General features: G+C 58.7%; 23 protein-coding genes. 5 read left to right on the forward strand and 18 right to left on the reverse strand.

Annotated elements, in window-relative coordinates:
- Positions 1 to 268 (forward strand): transposase (locus tag Q1A75_RS02670; protein WP_299638789.1); only part of this gene is annotated, 268 nt, incomplete at its 5' end.
- Positions 269 to 380: 112 nt separating this feature from the next.
- On the forward strand, positions 381 to 1,211 hold the full coding sequence (locus tag Q1A75_RS02675; protein ID WP_299546700.1) for an amidohydrolase family protein: 831 nt from the start codon (positions 381 to 383) through the stop codon (positions 1,209 to 1,211).
- Between the two features lie 201 nt (positions 1,212 to 1,412).
- On the opposite strand, the gene Q1A75_RS02680 is transcribed toward Q1A75_RS02675, so the two are convergent.
- From Q1A75_RS02680 to Q1A75_RS02710, 7 genes are all read right to left on the reverse strand, one after another.
- On the reverse strand, positions 1,413 to 2,036 hold the full coding sequence (locus tag Q1A75_RS02680) for a LysE family transporter (RefSeq protein WP_299546702.1): 624 nt from the start codon (positions 2,034 to 2,036) through the stop codon (positions 1,413 to 1,415).
- A gap of 57 nt (positions 2,037 to 2,093) precedes the next feature.
- Positions 2,094 to 2,366: a hypothetical protein gene (locus Q1A75_RS02685; protein ID WP_299546704.1), complete on the reverse strand. Its 273-nt coding sequence runs from the start codon at positions 2,364 to 2,366 to the stop codon at positions 2,094 to 2,096.
- Positions 2,363 to 2,977: a glycerol-3-phosphate 1-O-acyltransferase PlsY gene (gene plsY / locus Q1A75_RS02690; RefSeq protein WP_299546706.1), complete on the reverse strand. Its 615-nt coding sequence runs from the start codon at positions 2,975 to 2,977 to the stop codon at positions 2,363 to 2,365. Before plsY ends, Q1A75_RS02685 begins: the two co-directional genes overlap by 4 nt.
- A complete protein-coding gene (gene pyrC, locus Q1A75_RS02695; protein ID WP_299546708.1) occupies positions 2,977 to 4,281 on the reverse strand; it encodes a dihydroorotase in 1,305 nt (434 codons plus the stop codon). Before pyrC ends, plsY begins: the two co-directional genes overlap by 1 nt.
- A gap of 284 nt (positions 4,282 to 4,565) precedes the next feature.
- On the reverse strand, positions 4,566 to 5,936 hold the full coding sequence (locus tag Q1A75_RS02700) for a glutamate--cysteine ligase (RefSeq protein WP_299546710.1): 1,371 nt from the start codon (positions 5,934 to 5,936) through the stop codon (positions 4,566 to 4,568).
- Positions 5,937 to 6,072: 136 nt separating this feature from the next.
- Positions 6,073 to 6,606, reverse strand: coding sequence for a hypothetical protein (locus Q1A75_RS02705; protein WP_299546712.1), 534 nt, complete (start codon positions 6,604 to 6,606; stop codon positions 6,073 to 6,075).
- A 42-nt stretch (positions 6,607 to 6,648) separates the two neighbouring features.
- Entirely contained in the window at positions 6,649 to 7,374 is a 726-nt protein-coding gene (locus Q1A75_RS02710; protein WP_299546714.1) for a 16S rRNA (uracil(1498)-N(3))-methyltransferase, read from the reverse strand.
- A 12-nt stretch (positions 7,375 to 7,386) separates the two neighbouring features.
- On the opposite strand from Q1A75_RS02710, the gene ubiA reads away from it, so the two are divergent.
- From ubiA to Q1A75_RS02725, 3 genes are all read left to right on the forward strand, one after another.
- The gene (gene ubiA, locus Q1A75_RS02715; protein ID WP_299546716.1) at positions 7,387 to 8,349 is read left to right on the forward strand and encodes a 4-hydroxybenzoate octaprenyltransferase; all 963 of its coding nucleotides are present in this window, start codon (positions 7,387 to 7,389) and stop codon (positions 8,347 to 8,349) included.
- Between the two features lie 66 nt (positions 8,350 to 8,415).
- Complete coding sequence (locus Q1A75_RS02720; protein WP_299546937.1) at positions 8,416 to 10,329, forward strand: OmpA family protein; 1,914 nt, start codon at positions 8,416 to 8,418, stop codon at positions 10,327 to 10,329.
- A complete protein-coding gene (locus Q1A75_RS02725) occupies positions 10,316 to 10,642 on the forward strand; it encodes a hypothetical protein (RefSeq protein ID WP_299546718.1) in 327 nt (108 codons plus the stop codon). Before Q1A75_RS02720 ends, Q1A75_RS02725 begins: the two co-directional genes overlap by 14 nt.
- Before the next feature lie 190 nt (positions 10,643 to 10,832).
- Here Q1A75_RS02725 and Q1A75_RS02730 read toward each other — a convergent pair whose 3' ends face one another.
- The 11 genes from Q1A75_RS02730 to Q1A75_RS02780 form a co-directional block, all read right to left on the reverse strand.
- Positions 10,833 to 11,273, reverse strand: coding sequence for a molybdenum cofactor biosynthesis protein MoaE (locus Q1A75_RS02730; protein WP_299546719.1), 441 nt, complete (start codon positions 11,271 to 11,273; stop codon positions 10,833 to 10,835).
- A 3-nt stretch (positions 11,274 to 11,276) separates the two neighbouring features.
- Entirely contained in the window at positions 11,277 to 11,522 is a 246-nt protein-coding gene (gene moaD / locus Q1A75_RS02735) for a molybdopterin converting factor subunit 1 (protein WP_299546721.1), read from the reverse strand.
- Between the two features lie 5 nt (positions 11,523 to 11,527).
- Positions 11,528 to 12,187 carry a CDP-diacylglycerol--glycerol-3-phosphate 3-phosphatidyltransferase gene (pgsA, locus tag Q1A75_RS02740; RefSeq protein WP_299546724.1) on the reverse strand — a complete coding sequence of 220 codons (660 nt, stop codon included), beginning with the start codon at positions 12,185 to 12,187 and terminating at the stop codon, positions 11,528 to 11,530.
- 57 nt (positions 12,188 to 12,244) lie between these two features.
- The gene (gene uvrC, locus Q1A75_RS02745) at positions 12,245 to 14,131 is read right to left on the reverse strand and encodes an excinuclease ABC subunit UvrC (RefSeq protein WP_299546726.1); all 1,887 of its coding nucleotides are present in this window, start codon (positions 14,129 to 14,131) and stop codon (positions 12,245 to 12,247) included.
- A 288-nt stretch (positions 14,132 to 14,419) separates the two neighbouring features.
- The gene (locus tag Q1A75_RS02750; protein ID WP_299546940.1) at positions 14,420 to 15,220 is read right to left on the reverse strand and encodes an SDR family oxidoreductase; all 801 of its coding nucleotides are present in this window, start codon (positions 15,218 to 15,220) and stop codon (positions 14,420 to 14,422) included.
- The gene (locus tag Q1A75_RS02755; RefSeq protein WP_299546943.1) at positions 15,220 to 16,170 is read right to left on the reverse strand and encodes a calcium/sodium antiporter; all 951 of its coding nucleotides are present in this window, start codon (positions 16,168 to 16,170) and stop codon (positions 15,220 to 15,222) included. The genes Q1A75_RS02750 and Q1A75_RS02755 overlap by 1 nt, the downstream gene beginning before the upstream one ends.
- 11 nt (positions 16,171 to 16,181) lie before the next feature.
- Positions 16,182 to 16,343, reverse strand: a complete 162-nt coding sequence (locus tag Q1A75_RS02760) for a hypothetical protein (RefSeq protein WP_299546958.1) — start codon at positions 16,341 to 16,343, stop codon at positions 16,182 to 16,184.
- Positions 16,344 to 16,349: 6 nt separating this feature from the next.
- Complete coding sequence (locus Q1A75_RS02765; protein WP_299546728.1) at positions 16,350 to 17,147, reverse strand: S49 family peptidase; 798 nt, start codon at positions 17,145 to 17,147, stop codon at positions 16,350 to 16,352.
- A gap of 69 nt (positions 17,148 to 17,216) precedes the next feature.
- On the reverse strand, positions 17,217 to 17,978 hold the full coding sequence (locus Q1A75_RS02770) for an ABC transporter permease (protein WP_299546730.1): 762 nt from the start codon (positions 17,976 to 17,978) through the stop codon (positions 17,217 to 17,219).
- On the reverse strand, positions 17,975 to 18,910 hold the full coding sequence (locus Q1A75_RS02775) for an ABC transporter ATP-binding protein (RefSeq protein ID WP_299546731.1): 936 nt from the start codon (positions 18,908 to 18,910) through the stop codon (positions 17,975 to 17,977). The genes Q1A75_RS02770 and Q1A75_RS02775 overlap by 4 nt, the downstream gene beginning before the upstream one ends.
- Before the next feature lie 88 nt (positions 18,911 to 18,998).
- Complete coding sequence (locus Q1A75_RS02780; RefSeq protein ID WP_299546733.1) at positions 18,999 to 19,505, reverse strand: carbon monoxide dehydrogenase subunit G; 507 nt, start codon at positions 19,503 to 19,505, stop codon at positions 18,999 to 19,001.
- Positions 19,506 to 19,549 lie beyond the last annotated feature (44 nt).

Here is a 19,549-nt window from a genome sequence, read left to right on the forward strand (position 1 = left end):
CGATTGGCTGCTCGGAGACAGAGGCTATGACGCCGATTGGTTTAGAGAAGCATTGAAAGACAAAGGGATACGTCCCTACATCCCCGGTCGAAAGCAACGCAAGACGACCGTGAAATACGATAAGCGTCGCTACAAACGCCGCAACCGGATCGAGATCATGTTCGGCAGACTGAAAGACTGGCGGCGGGTGGCAACGCGATACGACAGATGCCCAAAGGTCTTCCTCTCAGCAATCGCACTCGCCGCAATCGTTACTTACTGGTTATGAGTCCTGAGCCTAGGACCTCGGGTTCGCAGAGGCGATTGCCACGGCCCGCCAATCCGGTGCCAAGCTGCAGATTAGCCATATTCAACCGAAATTCGGAGCCCCGGACTATGCAATGGATCACACGCTCGAGATGATTGAGCTGGCCCGTCGGCATGACGTAGACATTGCCTTTGACGTTATCCCGCACGACTGGAACCACACGTTGATGGCGGCAATCCTGCCCAAATGGGCACAGGCGGGATCCATCGACGATGTTCTGGCACGGCTGGCCGATCCAGAATGCCGGGAAAAGATCAAGGCCAACCCGCAACCTATGTGGCTGATTGTGAAGGCCGAGAAATGGTCGGACATCATTCTACTCAATGCGACACACAACCAGGACATCGTCGGTGCTGACTTTGCCGAGATCGGACGGATGCGCAATTGTCACCCCTATGACGCGGTGCTCGATATCCTTCTGGAAGAGGGTGAGAATCTGATGGCGTGCATGTGGTCCTCAAAGTCGTTCCGCAATTCCGATGTGGAACTGTGCCTCGCGCAGCCAGAGTGTGCGGTAATATCGGACACTGTCACCATCGCGAACGAAGAGATTCTGAAAGACCATGTCGGTTCGCTTTCCGGATATGGTTGGGCTGCGCGGTTCCTGCAGTATTACGTACGGGATCGACGCGCCCTCGGTTTGGGTGAGGGCATTGCCAAACTGACGTCCATTCCTGCAAATCGCCTGGGACTTAAAAATCGCGGTCGGCTGGCTGTTGGCTGTCAGGCGGATATTTGCGTGTTCGACAAGGCAAATATCACAAGCAATGCGACCCCTAAAAATCCACGCAGATACGCCTCGGGCATCGTTCATGTTCTGGTGAACGGCCAGCTCTCGATGCTGAACGGATCCCGAACGTCTGTAAACGCAGGGCGGGTCGTTCGGGAGTTTGCAGCGCACTGAGACCTCGTTCGCCCGAACTTTCGTTGAAGCTACTTGTGCCTTTTCAAGGCAATTTGAAGTTCGAAAACCCGTGCGAAGTGACCAAAAATCCTTGCCCTGACGCCAGAACCACAACACGTTGTCTTTCGACTAGGTTGGTTGGCGATGGTCGCAGAGTATCCACTAATCATGGAACCCGCATTTGCTTCGCACCGTCCTATGTCAGACCAACCGCCCTGTCAGAATGCGCAATGCTGCAACTCCGAAAAACACGGCGAACACTGCTTCGAACCCACGTTTGGCACGGCTGTATGCACGCGTCATAAGAGCCGAAGAAAAGATCACGGCATAGCCGTGAAAGACAGTGAAGCTGAGCGTGCCTACGGCGAGAATGACGGTTATGAGTCCTGTAATGGGTGTCCCAGGCGGCACCCCGACAGAATAAAGCGCGCCAAAAAACAACACGGCCTTCGGGTTGGTCAGGTGCAAAGCCAACCCTTTGGCGTAGTGCCCCTTGATCGACCTCCTGGTAACGGGCGGCACCTTCAACGCCGCGCCCATCCAAGCAGACCGGGCCGATCTGATGGCAAGCCAACCCAGATACGCGGCCCCGAAATAGCGCACGATCTCGAACATCCACGCATTGGCCAACATGATTGCGCCCAAGCCAAAAGCGGCCAACACTGACCACGTAAACGATCCGGTCGTCACGCCGGCGGCAACGGCCAGCCCGGCCCTGCGGCCGGACGCCATCGACGTTCCTGCTATCGTAAGCGTGGCTGGCCCGGGGCTTGCGCCCGCCAGAAGAGCAGCCAGCAAGATCAGCGGTAGATTGATATCAGTCATACGGGCAGCCTATGCGCCTGGCACCACCGCGTCTACATCATCGCCTGATTAGACACTTTACACATCACCACCCGGCGCCTCAATAACGAGCCGCTCGACGAACGAACGCACCTTGGCCTCCGGCATCTCGCAGGGTTTCAAACGTCCGCCCGGTCCGATGTCATACCAGTTCAGACTGATATAATCCGTTCCTCCCAGTTCTTCGGCCACCAGCTTGACGGATTTGCCGCCGGCAAAAAGCGACTTGGTTGCAACATATCGCCGCCCGCCAACCGTACCAAAGAATGTACCATCCGGCAGAGCGGCCAACGCCGTCGTGAAGTCGCTCACGCGCCTTTCTGACCGATTTTGGGTTCGGTACCAGCCTTGATGCGGCGAATGTTCTCGCGGTGCCGCCAGAAAATCAAAAGGGTCAGGACGATGCCCAGAAACAACCCCTCAGCCGCACCAAGAAACATCATCAGGAACGTGGATGACGCGGCAGCGACTAAAGCCCCCATAGATGAAATCCGCGACAGACCTGCCCCGACCAACCAGGCAACACAGGCGCCCAAACCCACAGGCCAATGCAGTGCAGTCAGCAGGCCAAGGAAGGTCGCAACGCCCTTGCCGCCTTTGAAGCCCAGCCAGATCGGATAACAATGTCCCAGCATCGCCGCGAGCCCGGCAAGTTGGGCGGTATCCTCTGCCCCCGTGATCGCGCGCGCAAGAAGTAACGCCACAGCGCCTTTACCTGCATCCAGCAACAGGGTCAGCCCTGCTGCCGTCTTGTTGCCTGTTCGCAAAACATTTGTCGCGCCGATGTTGCCGGACCCGATCTCGCGCAGGTTCCCAAGGTTCATCACCCGGGCCAAAATCATGCCGAAGGGGATCGATCCAAGGATGTAGCCAATCACCGCCCAAAGGGCGAGCGTTGCGTGTGTACTTTCAAGAATGGGCATCAGTCTCTTTTATATACGGATTGTCCAGCGACAAAGGTTTCCAAAACCTTACCCTGCATCCGGGCCCCGTCAAATGGGGTGTTGCGCGATTTCGAATGCAGTGTTGCCCGATCCATCACAAACGGGGCATGCGGGTCGAACAGGACAAGGTCGGCGGGCGCGCCAACAGACAAGCGTCCGGAATCGAGACTTAGCCTTTTTGCCGGATTCAGGGACATGGCGCGCCAAAGCGTGGGCAGATCAATCTGGTCAGCGTGGAACAAGCGCATGGCGGCCGGCAGCAAGGTCTCAAGCGCCACCGCTCCGGACGCGGCAGCTTCGAAAGGCAATCGCTTGCTTTCTTCGTCTTGTGGGGTGTGCATCGAACTGATGATGTCGATCAGGCCGGTCCGCACGGCTTCGGCCACAGCAATCCGATCCTCCTCGTCCCGCAACGGCGGCTTGATCTTGAAGAAGGTGCGGTAGTCAGCAATGTCCAACGCGTTCAGCGTCAGGTGGTGAATAGACGTACCGGCCGTGATATCGAACCCATTGCTTTTGGCGCGCTCGAGCGGAGGAAGCGCGCGGGAAACAGTGATCTGGTCGGCGTGATAGCGCACGCCTGTCATCTCGACCATGGCGATATCGCGATCCAGCCCCATCCGTTCTGCCATGGGAGATACTGTGGGCAGGCCCCGAAGCGAGGCAAATTTGCCCGACGTGGCCGCAGCACCCGCACTCAGCCCGGGATCCTGGGGATGCCCCAGCACCAGAGCGCCCAAAGACCGGGCATAAGCCAGAGCACGGGCAAAAACCTTGCTGTCAGTCACCACATGATCGCATTCTGTAAAAGCGACAGCACCCGCATCCAGCAGAAACCCGATCTCGGTCATCTCGCGCCCCCGCCGTCCTTTGGTCAGGGCCGCCATGGGCAGCACGTTGACCGGTGCGGCTTCGCGGGCGCGGCGGATCACAAATTCCAGGGTCTCGGGATTGTCGATCACCGGGTCGGTGTCGGGTCGTGTCACCATGGTGGTCACCCCACCTGCCGCCGCCGCAAGCCCTGCGGACCCAAAGCTTTCCTTGTGCCGCTCGCCAGGCTCACAAACCTTGACCCCGATATCCACGATACCAGGAGCGAGATGCTTGCGTTGGCAATCAACGATCCGAGCAAAGTTCGCGCCCGCGACTTCTTCGTCCTTCAGGTCAGAGGCCTGCGGTCGAGTCTCCGCAATCCTTCCATTCCGCACGATGAGCGCACCTGTCGTGACAGTGCCCGCCTCTGGATCCACCAGCTTGGCGTTTTTGAACAGGATATCTGTCATACGGCGCCTTTCGTGTCACAGTGCGCAACCATGTGGATGGCGCCCCAGCGCGAATTAAAACGGGGGAAGTCGATCATGACACTCCTAAACCGGAACCCGGACCGCCTTGTCGGGCAAAGTAGCCGTTTTGTCCAGAGATGCACGGGAAGCGAATGTCGTAATGCTCAACCGTGACTTTTGGCTACCGTAGATCCCCGAGCACGCCGCCCACGCGGCATGCTCAGAGCTGGCCGCCAAACAAGCGACAAGCCTGCATACGCAGCAGGCCCGCCGGCGCAATGCAATCAGTAGGAGTAGTCCGCGAATACCCGGCTGATGTCACCGTTCCAATCACCATGGTATCGGTCAAGCAACTCGTCAGCGGGCGCCTTGCCTGTCTCAACGCTTTCCTGCAGCGCATTGAGGAAGTGGGTTTCATCCGGGATCAGCCCACCGGCCCCCGGGCGCGCCCGTGCCTTCAGCCCCGCACGCGAGATCGCAACCGCTTCGCGCGCGAGGTCGTGCATCTTGACCCCGTTCACTTCTGCCTGCAATCCATCCACCGACGCCGCAACACGCAAGCCTTCCCGTGTTTCAGCATCGAGTCCTTTGACCAAATCCCATGCAGCATCCAGCGCCGTCTGGTCATAGGTCAGCCCGACCCAGAATGCGGGTAACGCGCACAAGCGTCGCCAAGGGCCGCCGTCAGCCCCTCGCATTTCTATGAATTTCTTAACCCGTGCTTCGGGGAAGGCCGTCGTCAGGTGATCGGCCCAGTCGCTTAACATGGGCGTCTCGCCCGGCAACGCCGGCAGCTTGCCCTTCAGAAAGTCACGAAATGACTGCCCCAGCGCATCGATGTATTTTCCATCGCGGTAGACGAAGTACATCGGCACATCGAGCGCATATTCGACCCAACGCTCAAAACCGAAACCCTCTTCAAAGACAAAGGGGATCATGCCGGTGCGGGCAGAATCAAGATCACGCCAGACGCGGCTGCGCCAGGATTTGTGGCCATTCAGCTTGCCTTCGAAGAAAGGCGAGTTGGCAAAGAGCGCCACGGCCACGGGCTGCAGCGCCACGGCCACGCGCATCTTCTGCACCATGTCCGCCTCGGACCCAAAGTCGAGGTTCACCTGCACGGTGCAGGTACGCCGCATCATTGTTCGGCCCATGGTGCCAACCTTGCCCATATAGGCATCCATCAGCTTGTAGCGGCCCTTGGGCATCAACGGCATCTCTTCATGAGTCCAGATGGGTGCCGCGCCAAGGCCAATGAAGCCAACGCCGATCTCGTTCGCGATGTCCATAACCTCGCTCAGATGCTGGTTCACCTCATCACAGGTTTCGTGGATGGTTTCGAGGGGCGCGCCGGACAGCTCAAGTGCACCGCCCGGTTCAAGCGAGATATTTGCCCCATCCTTTTCCAACCCAATTAGCTTGCCACCCTCGCGGAGCTCCGCCCAGTTGTGGCGATCGCGCAGAGCGCTCAGCACCGCCTCGATCGACCGCATCCCTTCATAGGGCAGCGGCTTGAGCGTATCACGGCAGTAGCCGAACTTCTCATGCTCGGTGCCGATGCGCCAGTCTGCCTTGGGCTTGCATCCATCCGCCAGGTATTGCGCCAGCTGCTCGTGATGTTCGATTGGCCCGCCGCCGGATTGAGGGATGGACATAGGGCGCTCCGCTTTATCTTTGCCTAAGGCTGCAAGGGATGGGGCGAATTGGCGGAGGTGTCAATGCGCTGGGAACGTGCATTAGGTCACGGGGGCGTGCGCATCCGTGCGCAGTCAGCCACGGCGCGCCCATCAATCACGCCCGGCCGCGCGGCTCCATTTGCGCAAGTATCGGCGCACTACGTTCCCAAATCAGCACTGACGTGTCGGGACCGGCACGCAACTGCGCCAGCATCCGTTCAGTTTTTAGCCCTGGTAGGGCAGCGAAGGCATCAAACAACGCGTCAGCTCCATCCGCATCCACTGGAATCATCAGCGGCGGGTGATGGGGCTGGTCGAGCCGCCAATGCGCCGGGGTCTGTGCACCGTCCAAAGTCAGGCGTTGCACCTCGCGCATCGAGACCGATCCCCCAGAAAGCGGGCCGAAATAGGTCACCTCGCCCTCGTCCACCTGCACGGTGCCAAGGCCACCGCCCGCGCCCCGAAAGCGCCCGCGTTGCAGGCCCACCATGATCAACGCGCCCGCGCCCACAAGCATGACAGGGGCAATATATCCCAACACACCGCGCGCTTGCGCCAACCACCAGAGGGCGAGGATGGCCAGTGCGATACCCGCCAGAACTTCGCGCCAACGCCAGAGCACGGCTTTTGCTTCAGGTCGAAAGAACATGTACTGCTTCCCTTTCGCCAGGGGCAAAGATACTTGGTGTTGTCACCGCCAATCCCCCAATTGCTGTTGCCACACAGTCAACGCCGTCACGGCCGCGGTATCTGCGCGCAAAATGCGCGGCCCCAGTTGCACCGCGTGGGCGTGATCCAACGCGTGCAGGCGGGTGCGTTCCTTCTCAGAAAATCCGCCCTCAGGCCCGATCAGGATCGCCCAAGGGCCCGGAATGTCCGGTAGGGCGGAGGTGTCCTCCGCCCCCGCCAGAGCCTCGTCACAGAACATGATCTGCCTGTCACCAAGGTCCGCCAGAACGCGATCAAGCCGTGCCATATCCGCGACCTCGGGCACATAAGTTCCGCCGCATTGTTCCGCCGCCTCGACAGCATGGGCCTGCAAGCGGTCACGCTGTACACGGCCCGCATTCGTGAACTCGGTCTGAACCGGCACGATGCGCCGAGCACCCATCTCTGCCGCCTTTTCGACGATGAAGTCAGTGCGCGCCTTCTTGATCGGCGCAAAGATCAACCACAGGTCCGGGGGCATTTGCAACGGTCGGGTCCGCGCCTCGCACAAAAGCGCGCCGCCGCGCTTACCCGCCTCAACCACCCTGGCCCGCCATTCGCCATCCTGCCCGTTGAACAGCAAAACCGCCGCCCCCACAGTCAGGCGCATCACGCCAAAAAGATAATGGGCTTGGTCCCGCGACAGTGGAACCGATTGCCCCTGCCCCAAGGCGTGCTCTAAATAAAGGCGGATCTTTGCGTCACTCATGGACCTCTACATATGACCAACTCGCAGCCATCACCAGACGGGCAAGTCGCCGACGCTGTATCCGACAACTGGGTGGATACGCTGGCACCTGTATGGAGCCGCCCCTACCTGCGCCTGAGCCGCGCAGATCGGCCCATCGGGACATGGTTGCTGTTGCTGCCCTGCCTGTGGGGGCTGACGCTTGCAATGCTCCACGATCAAACCCCGCGCTGGGAAGATGCATGGATCGCATTTGGCTGCGCTTTGGGGGCCTGGTTGATGCGTGGGGCAGGATGCACATGGAACGATATCACCGACCGCGATTTCGACGGACAGGTCGAGCGCACGCGGTCGCGCCCCATCCCGTCGGGTCAGGTCACTGTGCGCGGTGCAGTGATCTGGATGTGCCTACAATCACTGATCGCCCTTGGCATCCTGCTGACCTTCAACACCGCGGCCATTCTGCTTGGCATACTCGCGTTGGTACCCGTCGCGGTCTATCCGTTCGCGAAACGGTTCACCTGGTGGCCACAGGTCTTTCTTGGGCTTGCATTCAACTGGGGCACTCTGCTGGCCTGGACCGCCCATACAGGACAAGTGGAGGCGCCTGCCGTGGTCCTGTACCTCGCGGGGATTGCTTGGACACTGTTTTATGACACGATCTATGCCCATCAGGACACCGAAGATGACGCCCTAATCGGTGTCAAATCCACCGCGCGCCTGTTTGGCGAAAAAACGGCTCCGTGGCTGCGTCGCTTCCTGATGGCCACCGTGGGTCTGATGGGGATCGCAGTGATCTTTGCCGCCGTGGACGCAGCGAATATGCTGGCAATGGTGCTTGCCCTGGGCGGCCCATGGGCCATGGGGTGGCACATGGCATGGCAGTTGCGCGGCCTTGATATCGAGGACCCAGCCAAGTGCCTGCAGCTTTTCCGGGCCAACCGAGACACGGGCGCGATTCCGCTGGTCTTTTTCTGCGCTGCACTTCTGGTATGATTGAACCCCCGGTCCAAGCCGCGTAGACCGGACCGCGCCACTGACCTGAGAAAAGGTTTGCCGATGATGCGTTTGTCCTCCCTTCTGATTGTCGTCGTCACGTTCGCCGTGGCGGCTGTACTTGCGTTGGTGACGGCCAATCTTTCGGTCAATCTGATCGAGGAAAACTCGGAAATCGGTGTGCGCGACGCGCTGGACACCGCGGGTTTGACCTGGGCCGAGGTCGAGGCCGACGGCTTGCAGGTCACCCTTGCCGGCATTGCACCAACCGAAGCGATCCGCTTTGCGGCATTGTCCACTGCCGGCAGCGTTGTCGACGCGGCCCGTGTCATCGACGAGATGGAGGTGGAAGCCGCGGCGGCGATTGCCCCGCCGCGCTTTTCGGCTGAAATCCTACGCAACGATGCCGGGTTGTCGATCATCGGTCTGATCCCCGCGGCAACGGATCGAACAGCCGTAATCGACCGCATTACGGCCATTGCGGGCGACCTGCAGGTGACTGACCTGATCGAGGTGGCAGATTATCCGGCCCCGGACGGATGGGAAGAATCGCTTGGCTTTTCACTCGCCGCCATGGAGCGTTTGCCCCGCGCCAAAGTATCGGTCACAGCGGGTCGCGTGTCGATCAAGGCCATCACCGACAGCGCAGAGGAAAAGGCGCAGCTTGAAACGCAGTTGAACCGCGCCACGCCGCCCGGGTTGCGTGTAGCCCTCGATATCGCCGCACCGCGCCCCGTCATAACCCCGTTCACCTTGCGGCTGGTCAAGGACGAGGACGGCACCCGCTTCGATGCCTGTTCTGCCGATACCGAAGCTGCACGCACGCGGATCGTTACCGCGGCTCTGGAAGCGGGGTTAGCCGGCTCTGCGACCTGTACGGTCGGCATGGGAGTACCCAGCCCGAACTGGAGCACCGCCGTGGAGCAATCCATTGCAGCTCTGGCCGAATTGGGTGCGGGATCTGTCACCTTTTCCGATGCGGACATCACTCTGATTGCCGCCGAAGGTACTCCACAAACCGATTTCGACCGCATCGTGGGCGAATTGGAAAACCAGTTGCCCGAAGTGTTTGCGCTTTATGCCAAGCTGCCTGAGACAGTGGACCCCAACCAGGGCCCGCCAGAGTTTGTTGCCACGCTCAGCCCCGAAGGTCTGGTGCAATTGCGTGGTCGCATTTCGGATGAAAATCTGCGGTCACTGGTGGACAGCTACGCGCAGGCTGCCTTTGGCTCAAATAGTGTTTATACCGCAACGCGTATTGTCGAAGGCTTGCCCTCGACCTGGCCAGTGCGCGTTCTAACCGGCCTTGAGGCTCTGTCACAACTGTCGAATGGCGCCGTGACCGTGACCCCTGATACCGTGACAGTGTCCGGCAACACCGGTAACCCAAAGGCAAGCACCAACATTGCCACGTTGCTCGCCTCAAAGCTGGGAGAAGCGGAAGAGTTCGACATCCGTGTCACATATCAGGAAAAACTGAATCCCATAGCTGCTCTTCCAACTCCTGATGAATGTGAGGCAGAGATCGCAACGATCCTGTCATCCTCCAAGATCACCTTCGAACCGGGCAGCGCAACCATCGACGCCAGTGCGCTTGGCACAATGGACGACATTTCCGAAGTGCTGCGCCAATGCGGTGACCTACGGTTGGAAATTCAGGGCCACACTGACAGCCAGGGCCGGGAAGAGATGAACTTGAACCTCAGCCAAGCCCGCGCCCAATCGGTGTTGAATGAGTTGAGAGCTCGGCGCGTGCTGACGGCCACCTATTCCGCCAGAGGCTACGGTGAGGCCGATCCAATCGCGGAAAATGACAGCGAAGAAGGACGCGAAGCCAACCGGCGCATTGAATTCAAACTGATCCGCCCAGCCCCTTCCGCTCCGGAAGGTGAAACAACGCTGGAAACCCTGGCCGGAACAGGCGATACAGAGGCGGGCACAGAGGACAGCGCCGAAGGACAGGACGATGAGCAGAACTGAGTTCGTCATTGCGACAGCCATCATTCTTTTCATTGCGTTTTGCCTTGGCTGGTTTGCCAACTGGCTAATCCATCGCTTTACCCGTGTCGCAGCCGGGGATGTGGCAGAACTGGACCGTATGAGCCAGGAACTGCACGAAGCCGAGGAAACGCGCGATCAGGCCATCACCTATCTGCAGCAACGCGAAGCTGAGCTGACCAACCAGCTGAGCCAGACAGAGGCCGAATTGCGCGCGGCCATGGACGGGTTGCGCGACGCGCGGCAAGAGACGGAAGAACTGCGCGCCTGGATTGACCGCCAGCAGGCAAGCTAGCGACAGGGCCGGTTCAATAGCCGCCAAGCAATTTCCGTCTCCTAAATCCACCAAGCGTTCCGTTAGCCGTCCAAGTTGCACCCGTTGGTGGTGTACGGATGCTGCACGCGGGTGGCACCCTCCAAAATGGCGATTCAGCTATGTTAACAGGGGATGAATCACCCAGCTAATCGCCAACCTGTGCACCACGTCACCAGCGCGTCAGCGCGTCTTCGTCTTCATCCCGCGCAGCGACCCATTCGGCGCCATCTTGGGTGATCTCCCGCTTCCAGAACGGGGCGCGGGATTTGAGATAATCCATCAGAAATTCCGCAGCCTCGAACGCATCCTTCCGGTGTCGCGCGGCGGTGGCGACCATCATGATCATCTCGCCAACCGCAAGCCGTCCGTGCCGGTGGATCACCAGCGCGTCTTCCAGTGACCAGCGGGTAACGGCTTGGTCTGCGATCTCGGTCAGGGCTGCTTCGGTCATGCCGGGATAGTGTTCAATCTCCATCGCCCGCAGCCCGCCGTCGACGTCCCGCACGATGCCGGTAAACGTCACGATGGCACCGGACACGGCGCGCGCCCTGGCAAATTCCTCGGCTTCCATCCCGAAGTCGAACGGCGCATCCTGAACAGCAATGTGCATATATCAACCGCCCGTCATCGGTGGAAAGAACGCGACTTCGCGCGCACCGGAGAGCGGCGCATCGAAGCCGGTCAGTTGTTGGTCTACGGCCACTCGCAGGGCTGTAATGTCGGCGAAAGCCGCGGCATAACGATCCTCGCGGGCGCGGAGTTCGTCGACAAGGTCCATGACCGTAACCGCTTGTGTTTCAACGGCCTCACGCGGGATGCCGATCCGTTCACGAACCCAGGCAAAATAGAGCACGTCCATCATTGTCACCCTTTCAGGTAAGGCATCGCCTTACGGAAGTAATCCCACCCGGTGATAAAGGTAAGTGCGGCAGCGATCCACAGCAACCAAAGGCCTATGCGACCCGACCAATCGGCACCTGCCAGTTTCCACGCGAGACCCAGATGATCGGGTTCGTCGCCATTCAGGATGGCGCTGACCATCGCCTGATCCATACCCCAGATCGACATGCCGAAATAATGCTCAAACACACCTTGAGAGAACAGCACCGCGATGGCGATCATCTGAAGGGTCGTCTTCCATTTCGCCAGCTTCGTGACACTCAGCGTCCCGGCAGTATCGCCCAGATATTCGCGGAGGCCTGACACGAAAACCTCGCGGAAAAGGATCATTGTCGCGGGCAAGACGAGCCATGGCGACCAACTGGAAAAGCCAATGATGACCATCAACGCGATCACAACCATCGCCTTGTCTGCGATGGGATCAAGCATGGTGCCCAGTTTTGTTTGTTGCCCCCACGCCCGTGCGAGGTAGCCGTCGAACCAGTCCGTGATAGCAGCCCCAACGAACAGGATCACCGCAAGGATATCGGCATAAGGTCGGGTGAAGTACAGGAACATGACGGCGACAAGTGGGGCTGCGATCAGACGTAGAGTCGTCAGGATGTTCGGGATATTCCAGTTCATGCCGTACCTCTAGCGTGTCCCGTGTCAGGCAGGAAGGGGGTGTACGACACCTGCGCCCTACTGATCGTGAAAGAAGTCATAGACCTTTTGCGCCAGCCCTTCTGACACACCGTCGACCGCCTTGAGGTCGGCAAGGTTGGCGCGGCTTACGGCTTTGGCCGACCCGAAATGAGCCAGCAGCGCACGCTTGCGCGCGGCGCCCACGCCCGGAATGTCATCGAGCGGGTTCTTCATGTTGGATTTGGCCCGCTTGGCCCGGTGTGTACCGATAGCAAAGCGGTGCGCCTCGTCCCGCATCCGCTGCACAAAGTAAAGCACGGGATCGTTGTGGCGCAGAGCAAATGGGCGTTGGCCGACACGGTGGAATTCTTCCTTACCCGCATCGCGATCCACCCCCTTGGCCACGCCCACCATAGGAATATCCTCAACCCCGTGCTCGGCCATGATCTGAGCAACTGCACTCACCTGCCCGGCTCCGCCATCAATCAGCAACAGATCGGGCCACATGCCCTTGGCCCGGTCGGGGTCTTCGCTGAGCAGACGTTTGAAGCGGCGGTGCAGCACTTCCTTCATCATGCCAAAGTCGTCACCGGGGGTCAGGTCGTCGCCCTTGATGTTGAACTTGCGGTAGCTGTTTTTCATGAACCCATCGGGACCAGCAACGATCATGGCGCCAACTGCGTTGGTGCCTTGAATGTGCGAGTTGTCATAGACTTCGATCCGTTCGGGCGGTTCAGGCAATTCGAAGGCGTCCGCCAGTCCGCGCAGCAACTTGGCCTGCGTGGCGCTTTCGGACATCTTGCGGGCGAGGCTTTCGCGGGCATTGCGCAAAGCTGAATCAACCAGTTCCGCCTTTTCGCCGCGTTGGGGGACCAGCAGTTCGACTTTGCGGCCCAGTTTCTGTGTCAGCGCTTCAGCCATAAGGTCGGGGTTTTCGATCTCGTTCGACAGGATCAACTGCCGAGGAGGTTCCTTGGTGTCGTAGAACTGGCCCAGGAACGCCTCAAGCACCTCGGCCGCATCCACATCCGCACCGACGCGAGGGTAGAAGTCGCGGTTGCCCCAGTTCTGGTTGGCGCGGATAAAGAACACCTGAACACAAGCTTGCCCACTGTCCATGTGAAGGGCAACGATGTCTGCCTCGGTGACACCACGCGGATTGATACCCTGAGCAGACTGCACCTGTGTCATCGCGCGGATGCGGTCGCGCAGCGCGGCGGCACGTTCAAATTCCATCTCTTCCGAGGCCTGCTGCATCTGGTCAGCGAGTTTTGCCTGAATGTCAGTGCTTTTGCCGGACAGAAAGCGTTCGGCATCCTTGACCGATTGAGCGTAGTCGGCTTCCGAAATCAGGCCCACGCATGGTCCTGAACACCGCTTGATCTGGTACAGCAAGCAGGGGCGCGTGCGGCTCTCGAACATCGAATCCGTGCAATTGCGCAGCAGGAACACCTTTTGCAGCTGGTTCAGCGTGCGGTTCACCGCACCTGCGCTGGCGAAAGGTCCGTAATATGCCCCCTTCTGCTTTTTTGCCCCGCGATGCTTTTTGATTTGCGCATAGGCGTGATCGCCAGTCACAAGGATATTTGGAAAGCTCTTGTCGTCCCGCAGCAGCACGTTGAACTTGGGTTTGAGCTGCTTGATCAGGTTCTGTTCGAGCAGCAGTGCCTCGGTTTCTGTCCGTGTGGTCAGGAACATCATCGACGCCGTCATCGAGATCATGCGGGCAATCCGGCCACTGTGACCGGAGGGTCGCGCATAATTGGAGACGCGCGCGCGCAGGTTGCGAGCCTTGCCCACGTAGAGAACCCGGCTTTCACGATCAAGCATCCTGTAGACGCCAGGGGATGAATCCAGCGTCTTGAGATAGCCCTGGATCACTTCGTGCCCGACAGGCGCGAGGTGTTCAATTTGGGCGTGTGAGGATGGCTTGTTTGTTTCCATGCGATTCGTGCTGTCTTTCCTGTTTTGGCTGCACTTATTTGACTGGTCGATCAAGCATACTTGCATCCACGGATCATGTGGATAAGTGTGCGGGTAACTTCTGGCCGTTTGGGTTTTTTCTTTGTTTTTTGGGCGTTTCGCTGGAATGCCTAATTTTTAGGCACATATCCAACACGTTGTTTTCACTTCATTTTTAATTACACAGGCAACAAGTCACTGAAATCACAGGGCTTTTAGTAACAGTTTTGTAACCAAAATGAATCCAGTGCAAAACTCACCTAGCGTCATCTACTCCACCCCGATCACATCAGGCGTTTCCCACGCCAAATGTTGTCCTCCATCCACGCATAAAAGCTGCCCCGTAATCCCCGGTGAATCGAGGAAATAACCCAGCGCGCCGACAATATCCGCGGGATTGGATCCACGCTCCAAAACGGTAGCTGCCCGTTGCTTGGCGAAGTGTTCAGCGCTTTGGCGGCCACCCTGCAACGTTGGACCCGGTCCGATTGCGTTGACGCGTATCACGGGTGCCAGAGCCCGTGCGCTGGTCTGTGTCAGCGCCCAGAGCCCCATCTTGGCGATTGTGTATGTCATGAACTCGGGCGTGAGCTTGCGCACACGTTGATCCACCATATTCAGGATCAACCCGGCCGCGACCGGCTCATTCATATCGTCTTGCGTGGGCATCAGCCCCTGGGCCGCCATGGCCTGTGTCAGTACGAACGGTGCGCGCAGATTGCTTTCCATGTGCCGGTCCCAGCTGTCCCGGGTGGCGCTCTCTACGGTGTCGTATTCGAAGATGGAGGCATTGTTCACTAGGCAGGTGATCGAACCACCCAGCGCGTCCACGGCGCGTTCGAACAGCGTTTGTGTGTCAGCCTCGTCCAGCAGGTTGGCCTGCAAAGCGACACCACGCTGCCCCTTGGCTTCGATCTGTGCGACTGTTTCGCGCGCGCCCTTGTCCGAGCTGGCGTAGTGCACGGCCACATCATAGCCACGCCCCGCCAGATAGACGGCCATGGCCTGGCCCAGGCGATGCCCTGCCCCTGTTACTAGTGCGCGCGTCATCGCACCCTCCCTCTTCGAAATCAGCTTAGTACGATAGCCAGATAGGTCAGATAGAGGACGGTCAAGATCACGCCCCAAACCCGCGTAATATCACGGCGCATGTACACGAATGGCACCAGCAGGATAGATGCACCCAGCATGACCCACAGGTCAAACTGCAGGAACCCGGAATCCACGGGGATCGGCCCCACAAAGCTGGCCACGCCAATGATGGCGAGCAGGTTGAACATGTTTGAACCGATGACATTGCCCAGCGCAACGTCCGCCTGCCGACGCAGCGCTGCCATGACCGTTGTCGCAAGCTCGGGCAGGGACGTGCCCACAGCCACAAGCGTCAGGCCAATAACGGTATCACTGACGCCGTACATCTTCGCAATGATCGTCGCATTATCGACCAGCAGGTCAGCCCCCAACGGCAAGCCGATCAGGCCAAGGATCAAGAAGACCGCAATACGCCAGCCGGGCAGGTCCGGATCCACCCCTTCGATTTCCTCTGGATCCGCTGTTGCATCCGCACATGCCGCGCGGTGGCCTCTGGCCTCACGCGCAGCATCCCACAGGACAAACCCAAGCGCAGCCAAAAGGACAATCGCCGCGATCCAGTCAAACACTCCGCGGAAGGCAAGCGCTATAAACAGGATCGAGGCCGCGATCATGAAATTGTAGGTCTTTTTCGTCTCGCACTCGGACGTGTGCATCGTCGCAAGTAGCGCAGGGATACCTAAAACCAGCAGGATGTTTGCAGTATTGGACCCAACCACGTTGCCCATCGCAATCCCCGGCGCATCGTCCAGTACCGCCTGAATGGCTATCAATAACTCTGGCGCCGATGTGCCGAAGGCGACAATCGTAAGGCTTACAATCAAGGCAGGCACGCCTAAACGCAGAGACAGGTTCACGGCCCCTTTGACCAGAGAGTCGCCCGCCAGAAGCAGGATGACCAAACCGAGACCGCTGAGCAGCCATGGCATTGCAACAGCCATCAAGTTCCACCCCGCCCACACGTGCATTTGCCCTTGCCGATCCGGTAGCGTCCGCAGCTACATTTTGCGGATGCCAACCGCTTGCCGCCGATCCAGTGCAGTTTGCCAAAGACAGCCAGCACCGCAATGAAGGCAAGGAACAGAAGGACAATCTTGGACATCATGAATTACAGTCCAAACCGGGCATAGGCCGCGCGTTCTTCGATGGACGACACGGCGTCGTCCATCAGGTGCGCCCCCAACCGAGCAAAGAAAGGACGTCGCACACCGTATCGACGGAATTTCACTTTTTCGCCGAACCGATCTTGCATCATCGGTTTGAGATGTCCGATCCCGTCAATCAGCCCAAGCGCCTTGGCCTTGTCAGCCAACCAGACTTCACCAGTGAACAAATCAGCTTCCGTATCAAGCTTGCCCACCCGGCGGGCTTTCACATGTTCGATAAAATTGGTGTGGATATCATTAAGCAGCCCCTTGAGGCGTTCGACGTCTTCGGGTTTTTCGGGGCGGAATGGATCCAGCATGCTTTTGGACTTGCCAGCCGTATACACGCGCCGTTCCACGCCTTGCCTAGCCAGTAATTCATGCGCACCGAAACTCGCGGAAATGACACCAATGGATCCAACCACCGATGATGGGTCCGCATATATTTCATCCGCCGCCGCAGCCAACCAATAGCCGCCGGATGCAGCGACGTCTTCGACAAAGGCGATAACGGGCACATCTTTCTCCATTGCGAGCCTGCGGATGCGAGCACCGATCAGAGACGATTGTACGGCGCTGCCGCCGGGGGAATTAATTTCAAGCGCCACCGCAGCGGGTTTGCCACGGCTGAACGCCTTTTCAATGGCGCTGGTCAGCGCTTGACCATTCAGTGCACCACGCGATCCACCGGCAATGACCCCCTGCAGTCGCACGACAGCGACCGTGGGGTCTGATTTCATGAAGGGGATCCAGCGTTTCATCTCAGCCCATGTAGAATGCAGCCCCGCACAGAACAAGGCCACATTGCAAAGGAGTTGTGCGCCGTTACGTTATTGCCGAATGCGCCAACCCGTCTTGAATATCCACCAGACGGCCCCAAGACACAGCGATGTAAAAAGTGCGATGGCAAACAGAGACGTTGCAATCGGGACGTCTTCGACCCCGAAAAAGGCCCAGCGAAAACCGGAAATCAGATAAACCACCGGATTGAACATCGAAATGGCCTGCCACACCGGCGGCAGCATCGAGATAGAATAGAACGATCCCCCCAGAAACACCAACGGGGTGACCACCAGCAGTGGCACCAGTTGCAGCTGTTCAAAATTGCTCGCCCAGATGCCGATGATGAACCCAAAAAGCGCGAAACTGACACAGGTCAGAAGCAGAAAAGCGATCATTGCCAATGGGTTCTGAATATCCAGGTCCACAAAGAAAAATGAGGTGATCAGGATGATGATCCCGATAAACATTGCCTTGGTGGCAGCCGCCCCAACATAGCCCATCACAATCTCGAGAAAACTGACAGGTGCGGAAAGCAATTCATAGATCGTGCCAATGAACTTGGGAAAGTAGATGCCAAAGGACGCGTTCGAAATACCTTGGGTCATCACCGTCAGCATGATGAGGCCCGGCACGATGAACGCGCCATAACTAACCCCCTCGACCTGATCGATACGGCTGCCGATGGCGGCGCCGAAGACCACGAAGTACAGGGATGTGGACAGCACAGGCGAAATGAGGGATTGCGCGATGGTTCGAAAAAAACGTGCCATCTCAAAGGCATAAATGGCGCGAATTGCTGTCCAGTTCATCCCGTTTCCTCCGGCTGGTGCACCAGTGACACAAATATATCCTCAAGGCTGGATTGACGCGTGACAACATCACGAAGCTGTAGGCCCGATGCCTGAACGTCCGTGAGCAGTTTGGTGATGCCGGTGCGTTCTGCATTCACGTCGTAGCTGTAGATCAATGTCCAGCCACCGTCGCCCAGTATCAGGTCATAGGTCGCCAGAACATCGGGCACGGCATCCAACTGCGTCGTCAGTTGAACATCCAGTTGCTTTTTGCCCATACGCGCCATCAGCGTGTCCTTGTCTTCGACCAACAGGATTTCACCTTTGCTGATGACACCGACCCGATCCGCGATGGCTTCGGCCTCTTCAATGTAGTGCGTGGTCAGGATCGTGGTGACGCCATCCGCTCGTAATTGTTCGACAATTCCCCACATGTCCTTGCGCAGTTCCACATCGACGCCTGCTGTGGGTTCGTCCAGAAACAGCACGCGCGGTTCGTGGGCCAACGCTTTGGCGATCAATACGCGGCGCTTCATGCCACCGGACAATTCGCGGATCTGGTTGTCACGCTTGTCCCACAATGACAGGCGCTTCAGGATATCTTCGACCGCGCTGTCCTTGCGGCCCTTGCCAAACAGGCCACGGGAGAAGCGGACCGTGTTGATGACCTTTTCGAACGGCTCCAACGCGATTTCCTGGGGTACCAGACCGATCAGGCTGCGGGCCTGACGGTAGTTGTTCAGGATGTCGAAGCCAGCGACTGTCACCGTGCCTGAGGTTGGCATCGTGATTCCGCAAACCGTTGAAATCAAAGTTGTTTTTCCCGCGCCATTGGGACCAAGCAGGGCGATGATCTCACCCTCCTCGATATCGAGGTTCACGCCCTTGAGGGCTTCGAACCCGCTAGCATAGGCCTTGCGCAGGTTCTGGATACTCAGGATCGTCGCCATGAATGCTCCGGCTCGTTTCGGGTGGATCAGGATTATGCCGCGCCCCAGCGCAGCGCCAGAGCGCCCGCGCACAGCTGCATGTGCGCGCCTATTCCTTGCCCGTCAGGCGGCCAAGCCAACCCTTCTTGGGTGCTTCTTCCCCGTCGGGCTCGGCCGGCCCTTCCAGTGTTTCCTGCAAGTTGGAAAAGAACTGGTCGGCCATCTTCTTGGCAAAGCCGTCGATGATACGGCTGCCCAATTGAGCCAGCTTGCCACCAACTTTCGCCTCGACATCATAGGAAAGTTCGGTCCCGCCATTGACCTCTGCCATACGCACTTCGGCGCCGCCTTTGGCAAACCCGGCGGCCCCGCCTTTTCCTTCACCCGTGATGGTAAGGCTTTGATTTTCAACCATTTCAGACAAGGTCACCTGTCCCTTGAACGTCGCTTTCACTGGCCCGACCTTCTGAGTGACCGATGCCTCGAAACCTTCTTCGGGGCTGCCCGTCACTTCGGTCGCTCCCGGCACGCAGGCTTTGAGTATATCAGGGTTCAAAAGAGCAGCGTAAACCTCGGACGGGGTGGCTGCGATCTGGCGGGTATCGGACATTTGCATGAAGGGTCTCCCTTGCTCTTTCGGTCGTGATACCTCACCCGGTG

Source organism: uncultured Tateyamaria sp. (assembly GCF_947504105.1).
In the GTDB taxonomy this organism is placed as follows: domain Bacteria; phylum Pseudomonadota; class Alphaproteobacteria; order Rhodobacterales; family Rhodobacteraceae; genus Tateyamaria.